This window comes from Dyadobacter sp. CY327 (genome assembly GCF_021390415.1).
GTDB lineage: Bacteria > Bacteroidota > Bacteroidia > Cytophagales > Spirosomataceae > Dyadobacter > Dyadobacter chenhuakuii.
Genome location: NZ_JAJUXJ010000007.1, coordinates 779,232 through 794,549, shown reverse-complemented (window position 1 = coordinate 794,549; position 15,318 = coordinate 779,232). Strand labels below are relative to the sequence as shown.

Sequence of the window (15,318 nt, the reverse complement as noted above, 5' to 3'; positions counted from 1 at the left end):
TCAGCGCTTTCGTGGATTTCTGATCCGTTCATATTGCACACCCAAAATGTTTGCAAATTGTTTGCAAATAAAAAAGCACTTACAAGTTTTACCTTGTAAGTGCTTGATTTTCAGGAGCCCCCAGTCGGGATCGAACCAACGACCTACTGATTACAAGTCAGTTGCTCTACCAGCTGAGCTATGGAGGCCTCTTTTTACTTTCTGATACCGTTTGTTATTCCGTTATCATGGTGCAAAAGTAGTAGGAAAGGCTATACAGCGCAACATTTAGCGCTAAAATTTTTCAACTTTTTTTCGAAAATTATATAGCTTCCTGAATGATAGATAGTTGGTGTTTCAAGTCATTCAGTTGACTCAGCGCACTATTTATCTTCCTTTCGAATTCTGCTTTCAACCGGTCCGACGTTTTTGATTTCGCAAAGAACTCAATATTGTTCTGCCAAAGCGCAATGTCGTTTTCAAGCTGCGTAATCTTGCGTCGGATGTCGCTTTCTTTCCTGTAAAGGTTACGGCTGCTATCGCCATCGCGAACCAATTCCACTTCGCTTTCCAAAACCGCCTGCTCCTTCTCCTTGCTCGAGAGCTGGCCGATTGCGCTTACATATGTGTTAATCGCCGCAATGTATCGTTTCTGAATCGCCTGCATGTCCTTTTTAGGAACAAAGCCAATAGACGTCCACTCGCCCTTGAACGCACTCAGCAAGTTCAATGTTGACTCGTCCTTATTGTTGGCAGCCGCCTCGATTCTTTCGATCAGATCGACTTTCTTTTTCAGGTTGCTTTCAAATTCTTCTTCAACCTCCTTATTCTTGGCGCGTTTCTGATCAAAATAGGCATCGCAAGCCTTTTTGAAACGCTCGTAAATAGTGTCTTTGAATTTTTCAGGCACTTGTCCGATCCCTTTCCAGCGCTTTTGAAGCTCAATGATCTTCTGAGTCGTTGAAGGGTTATCCTCACCCGTCTCCAGAATAGCTTCTGCTTCCGCGCAAAGCTGGTTTTTCAATTCCAGGTTTTGCTCGCGCTTCGATTCCAGCTGACGGAAAAACTCTCCTTTATTATTGAAGAAAGTTTTCAATGCTGCCCAGAATTTCTTGCTCAGATCCTTGCCCTCTTCACGCGGCATAATGCCTTTCAACGCAACCCACTGGTCCTGGAATGCCATTATTTCCTTTGTCTTGGCATTCCATTCCTTAATGCTGCCCGAATTATAAGTCGTGAAGGGTGTTATTGCTTCGTAGATTTTAAGCTTCTGCTCGTAATTTTCCTGCATCGACTTCTTCTGCTCTGCAAACTGACCGCGTTGCGCATTATAAAGCACGTCCAGTGCTTCTTTAAACCGCTGCCACAACTTTTCCTGGTCCTCTTTTGGTGCCGGGCCAAGGTGTTTATAGTCTTCAAAAATGTGATTGGCCTCGTTCAGGATTTCACGCGTCATAGGACGGGTTTCCAGCGACTTGCCCAGCTCCTCCACCTTTTCGCAAAGCTCCGCTTTCAATTCAGCGTTGCGGCGGCGATCCAGTTCTTTCAGCTCGAAGTAAATGTTCCGGTTGCTGAAATAACGATCGATCAGCGCGTTATAGGTTGCCCAAAGCGTTCCGTTGTGCGGAGAAGCAATGTTACCGGCTAGTTTCCATTCTTCCTGGATCTTCTTAAATTCTTCCCAGCTCGATTTCAACCCGGAAGCATCGGTTTCTTTGCTGCCTTCGTCTTCTAATAATGTACGCAGACGTTGCAGCAGAGCCGTTTTTACATTAAAATTCTTCTCTTTTTCTTTTTCCTGCCCTTGATAGTAGCTGTTTTTCAAACCCCGGATCTCGCGGCTCAAAGCATCTATTTTCTGGGTTTCCGCATCATATTTGTATTCAAACCCCTCTTCACCGCCATTTTCTGCAACAAATGCTGCCAGGGCAGTTTCTTTCTCCTTTTGTTTGATCGAATCAAGGACCGGACGGATTTCTCTCGCAACGGATTCCGCTTTTTTCAATGCTGCTGGTTTTGAACCTTCCGCATTGATAGACGCCAACTCATTTTCCAAAATATTCACAAGCTGTTCCTTAGACAACTGGCTGTAATCCACGTCTGGCACTTCCTCCTCATGTTCTTCCGTCAACTCATTGTTAAGATCAATTTCAAGGGTGTCGATAGTCTTTTGTGTCAGGTCTTCCTGCTCATCGCTTTTGACCCCTTCTTGTTGTTCTTGTGCCATCGTGATTCTGGTTTCGTACGTACGTCTCTTATGGATTACAAATCTAATAATCTTTCCTCTGAAATGGCTACTTTTGGTTTCTTAACATTGAACATATTAGCATCCAATGGACCATAATATTGCCAAATTACGACAGGATTATAATTTGAAGGGTTTAGATGAACAGGATTTGGACCCTAATCCCTTCACACAGTTTAAATTATGGTTTGACGAAGCACTTTCAGCAGGCGTTGTGGAGCCCAATGCAATGGTCCTCAGCACGGTTTCAGACGGTCGTCCCTCGGCAAGAGTTGTGCTTCTGAAAGACCTGGATCAGGCCGGTTTTACATTCTTCACGAACTACGAAAGCAAAAAAGCAAAGGAAATGGAATCGGACCCGTTTGTGGCGGTTACGTTTTTCTGGAAAGAGCTGGAAAGGCAGGTCCGGATCGAAGGAAAGGTTGAGAAAACGACGAATCAGGAATCAGCCGAATACTTTGCCGTGCGGCCGCGCGGGAGCCAGATCGGCGCGTGGGCATCCACACAAAGCGAGCATCTTGCAAGCCGCGCTGAGCTGGAAGAACGGACACTACTTTTGGAACAAAAATTCGAAGGTGCCGAGGTGCCGCGCCCGCCACATTGGGGCGGTTACCGCGTGATCCCGCATTACTTCGAATTCTGGCAGGGACGGAGCAGCCGCCTTCACGACCGGCTTGTTTATAAAAAAACGGATGAAGGCAGCTGGGAAATCGAAAGATTATATCCCTGATCCTTTCTGAGGCTTTTCAGGAAGTGATTTCAAAACATATTCGCCGAGGGGCGACAGCGTATAACCTGGTTCGTGACTAATCGTCAGACCCAGGTTTTTTAGTTTTCTGACATTGGTCTTTAACCATTCCTTTTCCTTGTTCACCTTTGTTGCCAGCGCAACAGCCGGTAGTTTTGGATTATCCTGAATCGCTTTTAACACTTTGGTCGTCCATTTGCCCTGGTTGCTGAACTTGTCCAGGTTAAGGAGCTTTTCTTTCAGTGCTTCCAGCTCTTCGTTCGTAATTTCCTTTTGTTCTCTCTGACCAATGCGCGGATCAGGGCTTTCGTAGCCAAGTTCGATCCGGTAAATGGCGCCGTTCGTGACTTTTTCGAGTTCGCTCGTTACCGCTTGTGCGTTTTCATAACCGGCAAGCCTGGCATCCTCATCCGTTATTTTGAATAGTTCAGTTTCTGCAAGGTCCGTAATCTTCACTACCCCAATGCTCGTCTGGAGCAGGCTGCCTTTCCTGATCGAAAGCTTTTTCCATTTGCGAAAAGCAAGGGAAACATTGCCGGACATGATGCCTTCGAGGTGTTTTTGTTTTATCAGCATTGTATTTTATTTAACAAAAAAGAGACTGCTATTTACAAGCAATCTCTTGATATTGAAAGTGTTATTTCTAAATTGATCAGCGTTCGTTCATCGGAACAAAATCTCTTTTCGGAGCGCCTGTGTAGATCTGACGCGGACGACCGATCGGCTCTTTGTTCGCACGCATTTCTTTCCACTGCGCGATCCATCCCGGAAGACGACCGATTGCGAACATTACCGTGAACATATTCGTAGGAATGCCCAATGCACGGTAAATGATCCCAGAATAAAAATCTACATTTGGATAAAGCTTTCTCGATACAAAATATTCGTCTTCCAAAGCCGCCTTTTCCAGTTTCTGCGCAATTTCCAAAACAGGATCATTGATGCCCAATTTGTTCAAAACATCGTCTGCCGCCTTTTTAATGATGCGGGCACGGGGATCGAAGTTTTTATAAACGCGGTGACCGAAACCAAATAGGCGGAAACCGCTCGATTTGTCTTTGGCCATATTAATGTATTTCTGCGTGTCGCCGCCATCATTCTTAATCGCTTCCAGCATTTCGATCACTTCCTGGTTTGCACCACCGTGAAGCGGGCCCCAAAGTGCGCTGATACCGGAAGAAATGGAAGAGTAAATATTGGCATGAGATGATCCAACGAGCCTTACTGTCGAAGTAGAGCAGTTTTGCTCGTGGTCTGCGTGCAGGATCAGCAATTTGTTCAATGCGGCAGAAACAACGGGATCCACATTGTATTTCGCTACGGGCAGCGAAAACATCATATTCAGGAAATTGGAACAATAATCCAGGTCATTCTGCGGATAATTCACCGGATGACCCTGCGATTTTTTGTAAGACCAGGTTGCTATCGTCGGCAATTTGGACAGCAAACGAATGATATGCAGCTGCGTGATCTCTTCTGAATTGGTATCAAAAGTTTCAGGATAAAAAGCACTCATCGCGCTCACCAGCGACGAAAGTACGCCCATAGGGTGCGCATTTACCGGAAATCCTTCAAATATCTTGCGCATATCCTCATTCACGAGGGTGTGCGTCCTGATCGCGTGCTCGAATTCCTCAAACTCCTTCGCCGTAGGAAGCTCTCCGTAAATAAGCAGGTAAGCCACTTCCAGAAATGACGACTTTTCAGCCAGATCCTCAATCGAATAACCCCTGTAATTCAGTATCCCTTCTTCTCCATCCAGAAACGTTATAGCGCTTTTTGTTGCGCCTGTATTTTTATAACCTGCATCAATTGTAATATACCCTGTCTGGTCACGTAATTTGGCAATATCTATCGCTTTCTCCTGTTCACTTCCTTCTATAATGGGGAACTCGTACTTCTTACCTTCAAGGGTTAATTCAGCTATTTGGGACATATTAATGGGAATAAAATTAAAAAGGTTAATGACAAGATATAGGTAAATCGGGTCAATTCAATCCAAAGATTTTCCGTGCTCCTGATTTACTTATCCAACAAATTAATTTTGTGTTAATTGAACGCAAGAGTAACCATTTCCTGATCCGACACAAGCCGCAATATCCTAAAAAACTGTGTACTTTCTATTATTATCAATGTTTTATTTGTGCAAAATCGGGACTGGGGCAATAATATTTCACAATTTAAAGTAAATATGATATTATTCTATTGAAGACATATATAGGCGAAAATAATGCAATTCGCAGCCGTCAAGCTTCCTTATCCTTTGTCCATTTCACAGTCGGATCCGTCTCTACATACCTGGGCTTGCTCAGTATCTGCTTGATCAGGTAACGCCCAAACAGCCCGGCCAGAATAACCGGCAGCAGGTGAGCGCCATAGATAAATGCTTTGCCGGTAATGCGATAGGAAAAGGTTGAGAACGTGAGATAAACGTAACCAAACCAAAACACCGCGATGCCCAATAACCAGCTGTAATAAATAGTAGCCGGCTTCCGGTCTGCAAACCTCCTTATCAATTCACAAAGAGCCAGCGAAATGCCCACAACGAGCAAGACCGTCAGCAAAGCCCTCGGAAAATTCCGGATGTAAACGTGCTTATAAACCATCACACCGAGCTTTCCGATCAGGTTGGGATGTGCAAGCAAGTAGGCATCGGTTACGCTCAGGGCCAACAGCAGCAAAAGGCTGCTCACTTTCTTATTCATTTTATATGACGTCTTTTAGGGTAAACTACTCTTATTTCAATGCTAAATATTGCTGATAAACCGAAGCTACGGTTGCTGCCTGCTCGTCCGCACTGCGTTCACTATCAAGCCAGTGGATATTAATGCCGTCTTTTTCCATCTTCCTGAAAAAAGTCATCTGCCGCTTTGCAAAACGGTGGATCTCCGTTTCCAGGCGCACCACCATTTCCTCGTATTGCAGCTCGCCGGTCAGATATAATGTGATCCATTTGTATTCCAATCCATAATAGATCAGCTGCTCTGCTGTTAAGCCTCGTTCCAGCAATGCCTTAACCTCTTCAATCAAACCATGCTCCAACCTCGTCCGCAATCTTTTAGAGATTCGATCCCGCCTGATTTCCACCGGAGGATTTAAACCAAAAACAATGTAACCATAAGCAGGCTTCTCTGTAAATGCTTTCTCAGCATGGTTATGCGTCAGAAACTCGGATATTTCAATGGCCCGGATCAATCGCTTTCTGGTCGAAGTGTCCGCAAGTTGCTGATAAGCAGTTTTATAATGCTCAAATCGTGCTAGTAGCAGTTCTTTCGGCAATGCTTCCAATTCTGTCCGGAGTGCCTCATTCACCGGAATGGAGGCATATGCATGACCTTTGAGCAACGACAGTATGTAAAAACCAGTTCCGCCGCATAGGATTGGCACATGGCCGTTGGAAAGAACCGTTTTATATGCCGTTTCAAAATCCTTTTGAAATGCATTGACATTATACTGCTCGCCAGCATCCATAATGTCGATCAAATGATATGGGATTTTTTCACCATTCAGCTGATATTCAGCAAGATCCTTTCCGGTTCCAACGTCCATATCCCTGTAAACCTGTCTCGAATCCGCACTGATCACTTCACCACCCAACATAGCAGCAACTTTCACGGACAAATGTGTTTTGCCGGAAGCAGTTGGCCCTAATATCACGAGCAGGGGAACGGCGGTTTGATTTTCAGACATTTAATCGGGCAATTTATAAGTCTTAACAAACTTAATGCTGCCAGCATTATAGATCGCAATGGCGCCCAGACTTGACTTTGCAGTCCTCGTCATATCCTCGGGAGATAAATAAAATTGCATTGGCTGCGTTTCAGAAATTCTTTCGAAGCCAATCTGCTCATAACCAGCTCCCTCCGACCATTCCCGGTCGGCATAGGTCATGATGTCATCCGGATTTTTCTCCCTGACAAAAGCCATAAGCAGCTTGTCCAATCCGCCCGAAATATTTGTGCCCAGCAAGCTTGCAAACCGCAACAGCTCAAAAGACCTGAACGGACCATCTTCTCTGGCAAAAACACGCGGCGCACTGAATGTTGCAACCGCTACGAGCAGTTCTTCTGATTCTCGATCACATTCAAAATCGCTTTTTAAAACCCGGAAATAACGTTTGGGCAAGAATAAGCCAAATCTGGTCTTAGCGCTAACCGAAGCATTCAGGTGATTTTTTTCTAAAAAATGAGAAGCCGTTTCCTGGTCAATCCTTCGGACCTGCGTGAGCCTGGCGGCAATTTTCTGCGAAATTCCCAACATTGCGCTTATCCGGGATTTCACGACCTGCGGCTTTTTAAGCCAGTAATCCTCCCAGATCAGAACTCGCTTTTCACCATTTTTCCGCCTATTTATCAACTCACTAAATTCAAGCTGCCAATTGTCGGGGGAGCCGCTTTTTTGCCAATCTTCGAGATTTACGAGCACAAGGTTTAGCGACCGCCCGTTGTCATTCCTGATCTCAATATGTGTCGCAAATGCTGTTTCCAGTTTTATCTCATACGGCAAATGTATTCTACTCAGCCATTTACAGACTTGTTCGCTGAAAGATTGCGTGATGATCAGTGATGACGGGACTGGCATAGGTCGGCAAGTTAGCGGCAGATTTAATCAGTAACAAAAAAACGCGCTCAATGAGCGCGTTTTGCAACTTATTCGATTGATTAGGAAATTACTGTCCGCCCAATCCGAAGATCACACCCACATTAACCCCACCGAAATTGGAAGTCGATTCGAAATCAATGTTATTAGCCGATCCCGTTGTTGATCCGTGGTTTTTATTACCGAAAACGAAATGGTAAATTCCTTCAACCTGAATACCGACGTTGCCGAAAGCAAAAATCAAACCTGCACGCGGCGCCGCACCGAAGTTGCTGTGTTTTGAAGATTCAACGATTGTATTTCCGTTGAACTTGGCGTCGTATTTTGAGAAGTAAATACCGGCATCACCGCCAACATATGGCCTGATCACGCCTTCTGTAAAAAAGTAGTCAATCGTTCCGGTTACCGGCATCAACCGGCCCGTTGAGCTGAGCGTTTGCCCTGCCACCGTATAATCGCTTCCATCTGCGTAAATTTTACCTGCAACACCAAACGCAAAGTTGGGCGAAGTAAAAACACGAAGGTTCACCCCACCACCAGCAACGGTTTTAGAGTCTTCCACATTGGATTTGGCAAGTCCGCCTTGCAGTCCAAGTGAGAACTGGGCGTAACTAACAGAGCTGATGGTCAGGAAAAATGCCGCCACAGCCAACGAACGAAATAATTGCTTTTTCATAACTGATATAGATTACTGATTGTTAATGCGAAGGACATTACGAATATCAGTCCATATCAGAAAAATCTCATTGCGAATAAGCGTGAATGCTTAGCAGACAATGCCTTACAACATTGGCAAATCACAATTATGCTATTCGGCTTACAATAATTGTTGTGCAAATTATTCCTCAGCAGGCCATTTTCCTGGGAAATTTGGCGTCAACGATGATCGGTTATGCAGAGCGCGCCGCCTCCCACCCGATCAATGCCTTCTTGCGAAGGCTGCCCCAACGGTATTCTCCCAGCATTCCCTCCTTGCGGATCACGCGATGGCAGGGAATCAGGTAAGCGATCGGGTTGTCGCCGACTGCGGTTCCTACCGCCCTCACTGCTGCCGGATGGCCGATACTTTGGGCGATCTGCTGATACGTGGTCACCGCGCCTTTTGGAATGCTTAACAAAGCTTCCCAGACTTTGAGCTGAAAGTTGGTCCCCTGAATCAGCACGGGGAGCTTATCCAGCGACCCCGTTGCCGGTTGGAAAATACGGTCAATAAAGCTTTTTGTAGAATCTTGGTCGTGCTGAATGTTGGCATAGTGCCACTTTTTGGCCAATGCGATCAGTTCCGCTTCGCGGCTAGCCTCATCTACGAACGCCATGGCGCAGATTCCGCGGTCCGTTACTGCGATAAAACAATCGCCAAATGGTGTAGGATGAATGCCGTAACGAATGGCCAGCCCCTTGCCCGAAGTTTTGAATTCCTGTGGAGTCACCGCTTCAATGCTGATGAAATGGTCGTAAACCCGGCTCTGGCTGGAAAGACCGGCTTGTTCCGCGAGCTCAACGAGGTTGGATGTTTCCCGGATCTTTTCTTTAAGATATGATGCAGTGATGAATTGAAGGAATTTTTTAGGGCTCACACCTGCCCATTCTGTGAAAACACGCTGAAAATGAAATTGACTAATGCTCACTTCCTCAGCCACTTCGAATAATGAAGGCTGTTCTTTTGCGTTGGCGACGATGAACTCGATGGCTTTGGCAATTTTGTCGTAATTATAATTTTCCTGGTTCATGGGATTAATAATTTGTTATACAAAATTGGCCTCGAATCCACGGTTACCCAACCTGAAACTTGCTCAAAAAGCAACCATTCACACATTTCAATTTTTAAATTAAGTCCCTTAACCCTTATATTCACGATGTTATTCAAACGCAACATTCCTACTAACGACCACTAATCATGAGGTTTTTCGCAATAGCAATCTTCGCTTTTTTTGTCGGCATGCACCAGGCACACGCCCAGAATTTCAAAGCCGAACTGAAAAAACTCGATTCGGAAATTAAGGCAGCCTATAAAAATAAGAAATTAACCGAGCTTGAATATTCCAAATTACAGCGCGAACAGGATGTTATCCTGGCAGCGATAGAAAAGGCTCAGGCTGATGACATTGTGACACCGGACGAGAAAAATAAGATCCATTCAAAAATCGTCCGGTCCAAAAAAAGGCTCGCCAAATACAAGACGAACCGGGAAGTTTATTAAGCCAAAGCCAATGTCAGACTGAGCAGACTTCGGCTCCGCTCAGTCTGACATTGGCTTTGGCTTTGGCTTTGCTTAGTGCGACATTGTCGCTAAGCAGTTTTAGTAGTCTTTTTTGCCGTCTTTTTTCGCTTTTTTCTCTGCGCGTTTTTCTTTCAGGTTCTTCTCAGGCTCTTTTTTCGTGCTTCCCTTGTCGAGATTTTTACCCTTTGCCATGACTATTGAATTTTTGAGGTTATGATGATTGAATAACTGTAAAACTATAAAAAAATTACTTTTTCGTAATCCAATCCATGATATGGTTCGCCCTTGCTCCTGTTTCTCCTGTGCTGGGGCAAGTCCCTTCGCCTCGTAAGGTTTTCACAATCGAATCAATCAAAGGCTGTTGAACATGCGGCGGATACGGAATGTTAATGACCTCCGTTCCGGATTCTGTTTCGACTATAATGTCAAATTTTTCAAAAAACGAAAAGGTGATCCTGCCAGCGGAACCAATGATTTGTGCCTGATCCTCGCGCTGTTCCTTGTTGATGGTATAGCACCAGCATCCATGGCCCAGCACACCGGATTCAAACTCATAATTGGCGACAACGATGTCATCCGCTTCATATAAACCCGCCTGGTTACGCGCAATCCCGGAAGCATACTTAACCGGTCCAAACACAAATTCCAGGAAATCAAACTGGTGCGAAGCAAGGTCGTGAAAATGCCCGCCACCCGATATTTTTGGGTCGACACGCCAGCGCGGTTTCCGGTCGGCACCTACTTCTTCCTCATAAGGTTGCCATTGCAGGCAAATGCTGACAAATCTTACATCACCGATTATCTTACTGTCAATCAATTCTTTAACTTTAAAAAAATAGTCAAGCGAACGCCTGTAAAATGCCACAAAAACAGGCACGCCGCTTTCTTTACTGAATGCATTGATCCGGTCGCATTCAGCGCCATTTAACGCCATCGGCTTTTCAATGTAGACAGGCTTGCCTACCTTCATAGCCTTTATCGCCAGTTCTTCGTGCGCATCCGGTGGCGTGGCAATGTATATCGCGTTGATTTCCGGGTCATTAATGAGCTCGTCGGCATCCGCATACCATTTGGGAACATTGTGTCGGGACGCATAGTCGGCTGCTTTTTCGGCATCGCGCCGCATAACAGCGACAAGGCTGGAATTGGCAACTTTGTTAAAAGCCGGGCCGCTTTTGACTTCGGTAACATTACCACACCCGATAATGCCCCATTTTATCTGATCCATAAGCAGGATTTTTGTTTGAAATTATCGCGATTCAGCTTTGAACTAATCGTTAAGCATAATAATTATTTAATTGGATAAATCTACTTTAAAACGAAGGCAACATTCTATTAAAAAACATGGAAATACAACCCAATAACCCGCTTCACGGAAAGACCCTGGAAGCAATTTTGAACGAACTGGTTGAATATTATGGCTGGGAACAAATGGGTTATCACATTAATATTAATAGCTTTCAGTTTGAGCCGAGTGTTAAATCCAGTTTGAAGTTTTTAAGGAAAACGCCGTGGGCAAGGAAAAAAGTAGAAGACCTGTATTTGAAAATGCTCGAACGCAAATGACGTGAGCGCAATTTTTTTGATATGAATAACAAACCTGAATCGATCTAAACTTTTTTAATTATGCCATTCGTAGATTATTATCAGATCCTTGGCGTAGATAAAAACGCGCAGGACAAGGACATAAAGAACGCTTACCGCAAACTGGCCCGGAAATATCACCCCGATGTAAATCCGGACGATAAAGAAGCTGAAAAGAAGTTCCAGGAGCTAAATGAAGCCAACGAAGTGCTCAGCGATCCTGAAAAAAGAAAAAAATACGACCAGTATGGTAAAGACTGGCAGCATAGTGATGAGTTTGAAAGGGCGCGCCAGTCCCGGGCTCATTCGTCGCGCCAGCAAGGCCAGTGGCAGACAGGCGGCAACGACTTTTCCGATTTTTTTGAATCCATGTTCGGTTCTTCAAGCGGCTTTGGCGGCGGCAGGCAGCGGACATTGCGCGGCCAGGATTACCAGGCCGAGCTGCACCTGACATTACAGGAAGCATATCATACGCAAAAGAAGACGATCACGGTTAACGGCAAAAACATCCGCATTACCGTTCCCGCAGGCATTCAAAACGGCCAGACAATCAAGATCGCAGGCCACGGCGGTCCGGGTGCCAGTGGCGGCCAGAACGGAGATCTTTTCATCACATTCAACATTGCTGCCGACGATAAGCTCAGAAGGACCGGCGACGACATTCATCAGAAAGTGGAGCTCGACCTCAAAACTGCATTGCTGGGCGGTGAACTGATCATCGAAACCCTTAGCGGAAAAGTAAAGCTTCCCGTTAAGGCCGAAACACAGAATGGAAGTGTTGTCAGATTGAAAGGAAAAGGTTTTCCTGTTTACAAAAAAGCGGAAAGTTTCGGGGACCTGTATGTAACATTTGATATAAAAATTCCCGAAAACCTGAACGAGCGCCAAAAAGAACTGATTGCCGAAGCCTTCAACAATTAATCGTGCGGTCTTGGATAACAGCGTATCTTTGGGCAGTTTTTAGAAGGCGGCGAACCAGAAAAGCCGCCTTACAATCCATATTTTATGAAATTCGAAGATTACCACATTGCCTCCGAGATCAAGCGCAGCCTCGATACAGCCGGGTTTAAAAAGCCCACAGACATTCAGTTCAAGGCTATTCCGGCGATTATGAAGGGCGAGGATGTATTGGCCATTGCGCAAACGGGAACGGGTAAAACCGCCGCCTTTGCGATTCCGGTCATTGATAAATTACACAAACAAAAAGTTTCCAGCCGCTCAGAAGGGATCAAATGCGTAGTGATGGTCCCTACGCGGGAACTTGCGATCCAGATCACTGAAGTTTTTGCGAAACTGGCGCAGCATACGAGGGTTAAGGCATTCAGCGTTTTTGGCGGCGTAGAACAAGGTCCGCAAATCGCACAATTGGAAAAAGGCATTGATGTGCTCGTTTCCACACCCGGGAGAATGTTCGATCTGGTAAGTCAGGGCCACATTAAGCTCGACCGCATCGAGATCCTGATCCTCGACGAAGCCGATCATATGCTCGACCTGGGTTTTATTAAAGACATTCAGGATCTGATCAAATTTCTCCCTAAGAGCAGGCAAACGCTATTTTTCTCCGCCACGATCAATGAGAAGATCAAGAAACTCGCCTATTCGCTTGTAAAGAATGCCATACGCATCCAGATTTCCCCTAATGACCGGGTTGCTAAGAACATTACCCATTCGGTTGCTTTTGTCGAAATGGATGACAAGCGATTTTTCCTGGAACGCGTCATCAAAGAAAATCCGGATAGCAAAATCCTCGTTTTTGTCCGCACAAAAGTGCGCGCCGAAAGGGTTTTCAATGCGCTGGAAAGAATGGAGATCAAGAGCTTAACCATTCACGGCGACAAGGAACAAGCCGACCGGCTTACAGCATTGAACGAGTTCAAGAAAGGCAATACCAAAGTGCTGATCGCCACCGACGTCAGCGCCAGGGGAATAGACATTGCCAATGTTGATTATGTGGTGAATTACGACCTTCCTGAACAGGCTGAAAACTATGTGCACCGGGTAGGCCGCACAGGACGCGGAACGCAAAAGGGCCGCGCCGTGTCATTTTGCAGCCCTGAGGAAAAACCGATGCTTGAAGAAATTCAAACCTATCTCGATAAACCCATCGATGTCCTCAACATCAGCGCCACGGATTATTCACAAACCATCGACTTCACCGCCGACACGACCGACGATCTGAAATCGCTGATGAAAGAAGTTGAAGCGTACGAAACGGCCAAGAAGAAGAAAAAGAAAAATTAATGTTCGGATTACGGCACGAAAAAAGGCTTGCAGTGTTCGCTGCAAGCCTTTTTTATATGGTTAAAAACTCCTAAAAGTTTCTATTCTTCGATTTTATCAGCAAGGATCTGTCCGCGAATTTCACCATAAATGTTGTTCACGCTCGGGATGTTAACATACATCATTCCCAGGATCAATTGTGTTTGTTGCTCAGTATTCAGCTTCTGTGTTCCCTGAACCTGGCTGCCCGTAGGCTTATCAGCCAATGTGAACACCAACGGACCTGCCTCCCATGATGGGCTTGCCGTGTGGATGTTTACAGAAGTCGGTGTAACGTTCTGATAATTAATGTTGTATTTCAATTCCATGGTGGCTTTGTTGTATTCAAAAACACCTGTGCCTTGTCCAGCGGAAGTAGCTTTTGGAACAGTAGCACTACTATTTATAACTGCGGAGAACTTCACAATATCATCTTTGTGAGGACCTTCCTCTTTGCAAGACGACACAAACCCTAACATTACAACTCCTGCGATCAATAGTAAAAAACGTTTCATTGGCTTTTTCATACATCGTTAATTTAAAAAAAAATTTGTCCTAAATATATATAAACTTATCTCGTTACAAAAATGATACCCGCGCCGCACTTAAATATTCCAAAGGTCACTTTTACGTATATAGACGATCCGGTTGTTCCATATAACCCGGTTCCAGTGGTCCACCGAGCCCACAATTGTCAGCTTATGCCCCTTTCCTACCCGATCGATAACCGGGGCCGCCGATGACGGCTCATCTCTCAGGAACGTATTTTCGTTAATGATAATGCAAGTCCGGTAAAGCGACGGCACGTTAAGAATACTCAGTAACACAAGCAGATACACGACAATTGACACCTTATGTATTTGCAGTATCGGCTCGCCTCTTCGAACTTTTGAAACCATTATTACCACTATGTACGTCCCCAAAGTTAGAAGCAATATTGGAATGTAATCACCATATCTTCTATAAAAAATTATAAAATAGTTGTAATCGTCGAATTCATAGCCGGTTAGATTCTGTTCAGCCGCCAGCTTATCCATTTTTTCAAAAAGGCGCCGGGACGGGTTTGTGAGGGCGAGTTTGCTGAGATAAAAAAGGCAATCGGTGTAGTTATTTGTCTTTTCGGCCAGAAAAGCCAGTTTGAGAAGCAGGCTCTGGTTATTTTTTTCGTCTTCGCTAAAATTTTTTTTATAGAGTACAAGTGACTCGGGGTATCTTGCCATAGCAAACAGAGAATCAGCCGTTTTTAACTCTTTTTTATTGGCTGAAAAGGCTGTTTCAGGGGCAATGACAGTTCCCAAAAAAATCCAAATTAACAGGTATTTCTTACTCAGGGCTTGCATTATACTTTTTTGAATTCTACTTTTGCATCGCAATTACGGAAACGCCCCGTGCAAATCCAATTAATAAAGAAAGTTGCAAAAACGATTCCGTAGCTCAGCTGGTAGAGCAATACACTTTTAATGTATGGGTCCTGGGTTCGAATCCCAGCGGGATCACTTGAAGAAATAACAAAAAGCATCAAAAGCCTGCAAATCAAACGATTGCAGGCTTTTTTGTTTCCCGGGTTATGCCAAAATATTCAATTTTTCACAAATTTTTGGTGAGTGATTCGGTGAGTTCGAGAATCTGCAAGCTTTACTCACCAGAATCGCTGTAACTTATTGTGTGTGAAGATGTTCACGA

Annotated in this window: 16 protein-coding genes and 2 tRNA genes; 6 read left to right on the top strand and 12 right to left on the bottom strand. The window is 44.9% G+C overall.

Annotation, left to right across the window (positions count from 1 at the left end; translation table 11 throughout):
* Nucleotides 1-115: 115 nt before the first annotated feature.
* Both LZG74_RS19640 and LZG74_RS19635 read right to left on the bottom strand, forming a co-directional pair.
* Nucleotides 116-188 (bottom strand) — tRNA-Thr (locus tag LZG74_RS19640).
* Between the two features lie 113 nt (nucleotides 189-301).
* Nucleotides 302-2,206, bottom strand: a complete 1,905-nt coding sequence (locus LZG74_RS19635) for a DUF349 domain-containing protein (RefSeq protein WP_233798209.1) — start codon at nucleotides 2,204-2,206, stop codon at nucleotides 302-304.
* Between the two features lie 106 nt (nucleotides 2,207-2,312).
* Between LZG74_RS19635 and pdxH the strand changes: the two genes are divergently transcribed.
* Nucleotides 2,313-2,954 (top strand): pyridoxamine 5'-phosphate oxidase, encoded by a 642-nt coding sequence (pdxH, locus tag LZG74_RS19630; RefSeq protein ID WP_233798208.1) that lies wholly within the window; start codon nucleotides 2,313-2,315, stop codon nucleotides 2,952-2,954.
* On the opposite strand, the gene LZG74_RS19625 is transcribed toward pdxH, so the two are convergent.
* The 7 genes from LZG74_RS19625 to LZG74_RS19595 form a co-directional block, all read right to left on the bottom strand.
* Nucleotides 2,943-3,548 carry a hypothetical protein gene (locus LZG74_RS19625; protein ID WP_233798207.1) on the bottom strand — a complete coding sequence of 202 codons (606 nt, stop codon included), beginning with the start codon at nucleotides 3,546-3,548 and terminating at the stop codon, nucleotides 2,943-2,945. The genes pdxH and LZG74_RS19625 overlap by 12 nt on opposite strands.
* Before the next feature lie 76 nt (nucleotides 3,549-3,624).
* Nucleotides 3,625-4,908: a citrate synthase gene (locus LZG74_RS19620; RefSeq protein ID WP_233798206.1), complete on the bottom strand. Its 1,284-nt coding sequence runs from the start codon at nucleotides 4,906-4,908 to the stop codon at nucleotides 3,625-3,627.
* Nucleotides 4,909-5,218: 310 nt separating this feature from the next.
* A complete protein-coding gene (locus LZG74_RS19615; protein WP_233798205.1) occupies nucleotides 5,219-5,677 on the bottom strand; it encodes a hypothetical protein in 459 nt (152 codons plus the stop codon).
* Nucleotides 5,678-5,708: 31 nt separating this feature from the next.
* Nucleotides 5,709-6,662 (bottom strand): tRNA (adenosine(37)-N6)-dimethylallyltransferase MiaA, encoded by a 954-nt coding sequence (miaA, locus tag LZG74_RS19610; RefSeq protein WP_233798204.1) that lies wholly within the window; start codon nucleotides 6,660-6,662, stop codon nucleotides 5,709-5,711.
* Complete coding sequence (locus LZG74_RS19605; protein ID WP_233798203.1) at nucleotides 6,663-7,553, bottom strand: hypothetical protein; 891 nt, start codon at nucleotides 7,551-7,553, stop codon at nucleotides 6,663-6,665.
* 88 nt (nucleotides 7,554-7,641) lie between these two features.
* Complete coding sequence (locus LZG74_RS19600; RefSeq protein ID WP_233798202.1) at nucleotides 7,642-8,247, bottom strand: hypothetical protein; 606 nt, start codon at nucleotides 8,245-8,247, stop codon at nucleotides 7,642-7,644.
* Nucleotides 8,248-8,461: 214 nt separating this feature from the next.
* Nucleotides 8,462-9,301, bottom strand: a complete 840-nt coding sequence (locus LZG74_RS19595; RefSeq protein WP_233798201.1) for a methylated-DNA--[protein]-cysteine S-methyltransferase — start codon at nucleotides 9,299-9,301, stop codon at nucleotides 8,462-8,464.
* A gap of 167 nt (nucleotides 9,302-9,468) precedes the next feature.
* Between LZG74_RS19595 and LZG74_RS19590 the strand changes: the two genes are divergently transcribed.
* Nucleotides 9,469-9,771: a hypothetical protein gene (locus tag LZG74_RS19590; protein WP_233798200.1), complete on the top strand. Its 303-nt coding sequence runs from the start codon at nucleotides 9,469-9,471 to the stop codon at nucleotides 9,769-9,771.
* A gap of 268 nt (nucleotides 9,772-10,039) precedes the next feature.
* Here LZG74_RS19590 and LZG74_RS19585 read toward each other — a convergent pair whose 3' ends face one another.
* Nucleotides 10,040-11,020: a Gfo/Idh/MocA family protein gene (locus tag LZG74_RS19585; RefSeq protein WP_233798199.1), complete on the bottom strand. Its 981-nt coding sequence runs from the start codon at nucleotides 11,018-11,020 to the stop codon at nucleotides 10,040-10,042.
* A 116-nt stretch (nucleotides 11,021-11,136) separates the two neighbouring features.
* Between LZG74_RS19585 and LZG74_RS19580 the strand changes: the two genes are divergently transcribed.
* The 3 genes from LZG74_RS19580 (at nucleotide 11,137) to LZG74_RS19570 (ending at nucleotide 13,617) form a co-directional block, all read left to right on the top strand.
* On the top strand, nucleotides 11,137-11,358 hold the full coding sequence (locus LZG74_RS19580) for a VF530 family DNA-binding protein (RefSeq protein ID WP_026633021.1): 222 nt from the start codon (nucleotides 11,137-11,139) through the stop codon (nucleotides 11,356-11,358).
* A gap of 60 nt (nucleotides 11,359-11,418) precedes the next feature.
* A complete protein-coding gene (locus LZG74_RS19575; RefSeq protein ID WP_233798198.1) occupies nucleotides 11,419-12,297 on the top strand; it encodes a DnaJ C-terminal domain-containing protein in 879 nt (292 codons plus the stop codon).
* A gap of 84 nt (nucleotides 12,298-12,381) precedes the next feature.
* Complete coding sequence (locus LZG74_RS19570; RefSeq protein WP_233798197.1) at nucleotides 12,382-13,617, top strand: DEAD/DEAH box helicase; 1,236 nt, start codon at nucleotides 12,382-12,384, stop codon at nucleotides 13,615-13,617.
* Nucleotides 13,618-13,697: 80 nt separating this feature from the next.
* Here the strand turns inward: LZG74_RS19570 and LZG74_RS19565 are convergent, their stop codons facing one another.
* Together LZG74_RS19565 and LZG74_RS19560 are read right to left on the bottom strand one after the other, a co-directional pair.
* Nucleotides 13,698-14,162 carry a CHRD domain-containing protein gene (locus LZG74_RS19565; protein ID WP_233798196.1) on the bottom strand — a complete coding sequence of 155 codons (465 nt, stop codon included), beginning with the start codon at nucleotides 14,160-14,162 and terminating at the stop codon, nucleotides 13,698-13,700.
* A gap of 78 nt (nucleotides 14,163-14,240) precedes the next feature.
* A complete protein-coding gene (locus LZG74_RS19560) occupies nucleotides 14,241-14,855 on the bottom strand; it encodes an SH3 domain-containing protein (RefSeq protein ID WP_233798195.1) in 615 nt (204 codons plus the stop codon).
* A gap of 203 nt (nucleotides 14,856-15,058) precedes the next feature.
* On the opposite strand from LZG74_RS19560, the gene LZG74_RS19555 reads away from it, so the two are divergent.
* A tRNA-Lys gene (locus tag LZG74_RS19555) sits at nucleotides 15,059-15,131 on the top strand.
* Nucleotides 15,132-15,318: the final 187 nt, after the last annotated feature.

Bases quoted from the DNA above. Each gene is read 5' to 3' on its own strand.
- LZG74_RS19600 (WP_233798202.1), bottom strand. From the start codon at position 8,247: ATGAAAAAGCAATTATTTCGTTCGTTGGCTGTGGCGGCATTTTTCCTG.
- LZG74_RS19585 (WP_233798199.1), bottom strand. From the start codon at position 11,020: ATGGATCAGATAAAATGGGGCATTATCGGGTGTGGTAATGTTACCGAA.
- LZG74_RS19570 (WP_233798197.1), top strand. From the start codon at position 12,382: ATGAAATTCGAAGATTACCACATTGCCTCCGAGATCAAGCGCAGCCTC.
- LZG74_RS19605 (WP_233798203.1), bottom strand. From the start codon at position 7,553: ATGCCAGTCCCGTCATCACTGATCATCACGCAATCTTTCAGCGAACAA.
- LZG74_RS19590 (WP_233798200.1), top strand. From the start codon at position 9,469: ATGAGGTTTTTCGCAATAGCAATCTTCGCTTTTTTTGTCGGCATGCAC.
- LZG74_RS19560 (WP_233798195.1), bottom strand. From the start codon at position 14,855: ATGGCAAGATACCCCGAGTCACTTGTACTCTATAAAAAAAATTTTAGC.
- LZG74_RS19615 (WP_233798205.1), bottom strand. From the start codon at position 5,677: ATGAATAAGAAAGTGAGCAGCCTTTTGCTGCTGTTGGCCCTGAGCGTA.
- LZG74_RS19595 (WP_233798201.1), bottom strand. From the start codon at position 9,301: ATGAACCAGGAAAATTATAATTACGACAAAATTGCCAAAGCCATCGAG.
- LZG74_RS19625 (WP_233798207.1), bottom strand. From the start codon at position 3,548: ATGCTGATAAAACAAAAACACCTCGAAGGCATCATGTCCGGCAATGTT.
- pdxH (WP_233798208.1), top strand. From the start codon at position 2,313: ATGGACCATAATATTGCCAAATTACGACAGGATTATAATTTGAAGGGT.
- miaA (WP_233798204.1), bottom strand. From the start codon at position 6,662: ATGTCTGAAAATCAAACCGCCGTTCCCCTGCTCGTGATATTAGGGCCA.
- LZG74_RS19635 (WP_233798209.1), bottom strand. From the start codon at position 2,206: ATGGCACAAGAACAACAAGAAGGGGTCAAAAGCGATGAGCAGGAAGAC.
- LZG74_RS19580 (WP_026633021.1), top strand. From the start codon at position 11,137: ATGGAAATACAACCCAATAACCCGCTTCACGGAAAGACCCTGGAAGCA.
- LZG74_RS19575 (WP_233798198.1), top strand. From the start codon at position 11,419: ATGCCATTCGTAGATTATTATCAGATCCTTGGCGTAGATAAAAACGCG.
- LZG74_RS19565 (WP_233798196.1), bottom strand. From the start codon at position 14,162: ATGAAAAAGCCAATGAAACGTTTTTTACTATTGATCGCAGGAGTTGTA.
- LZG74_RS19620 (WP_233798206.1), bottom strand. From the start codon at position 4,908: ATGTCCCAAATAGCTGAATTAACCCTTGAAGGTAAGAAGTACGAGTTC.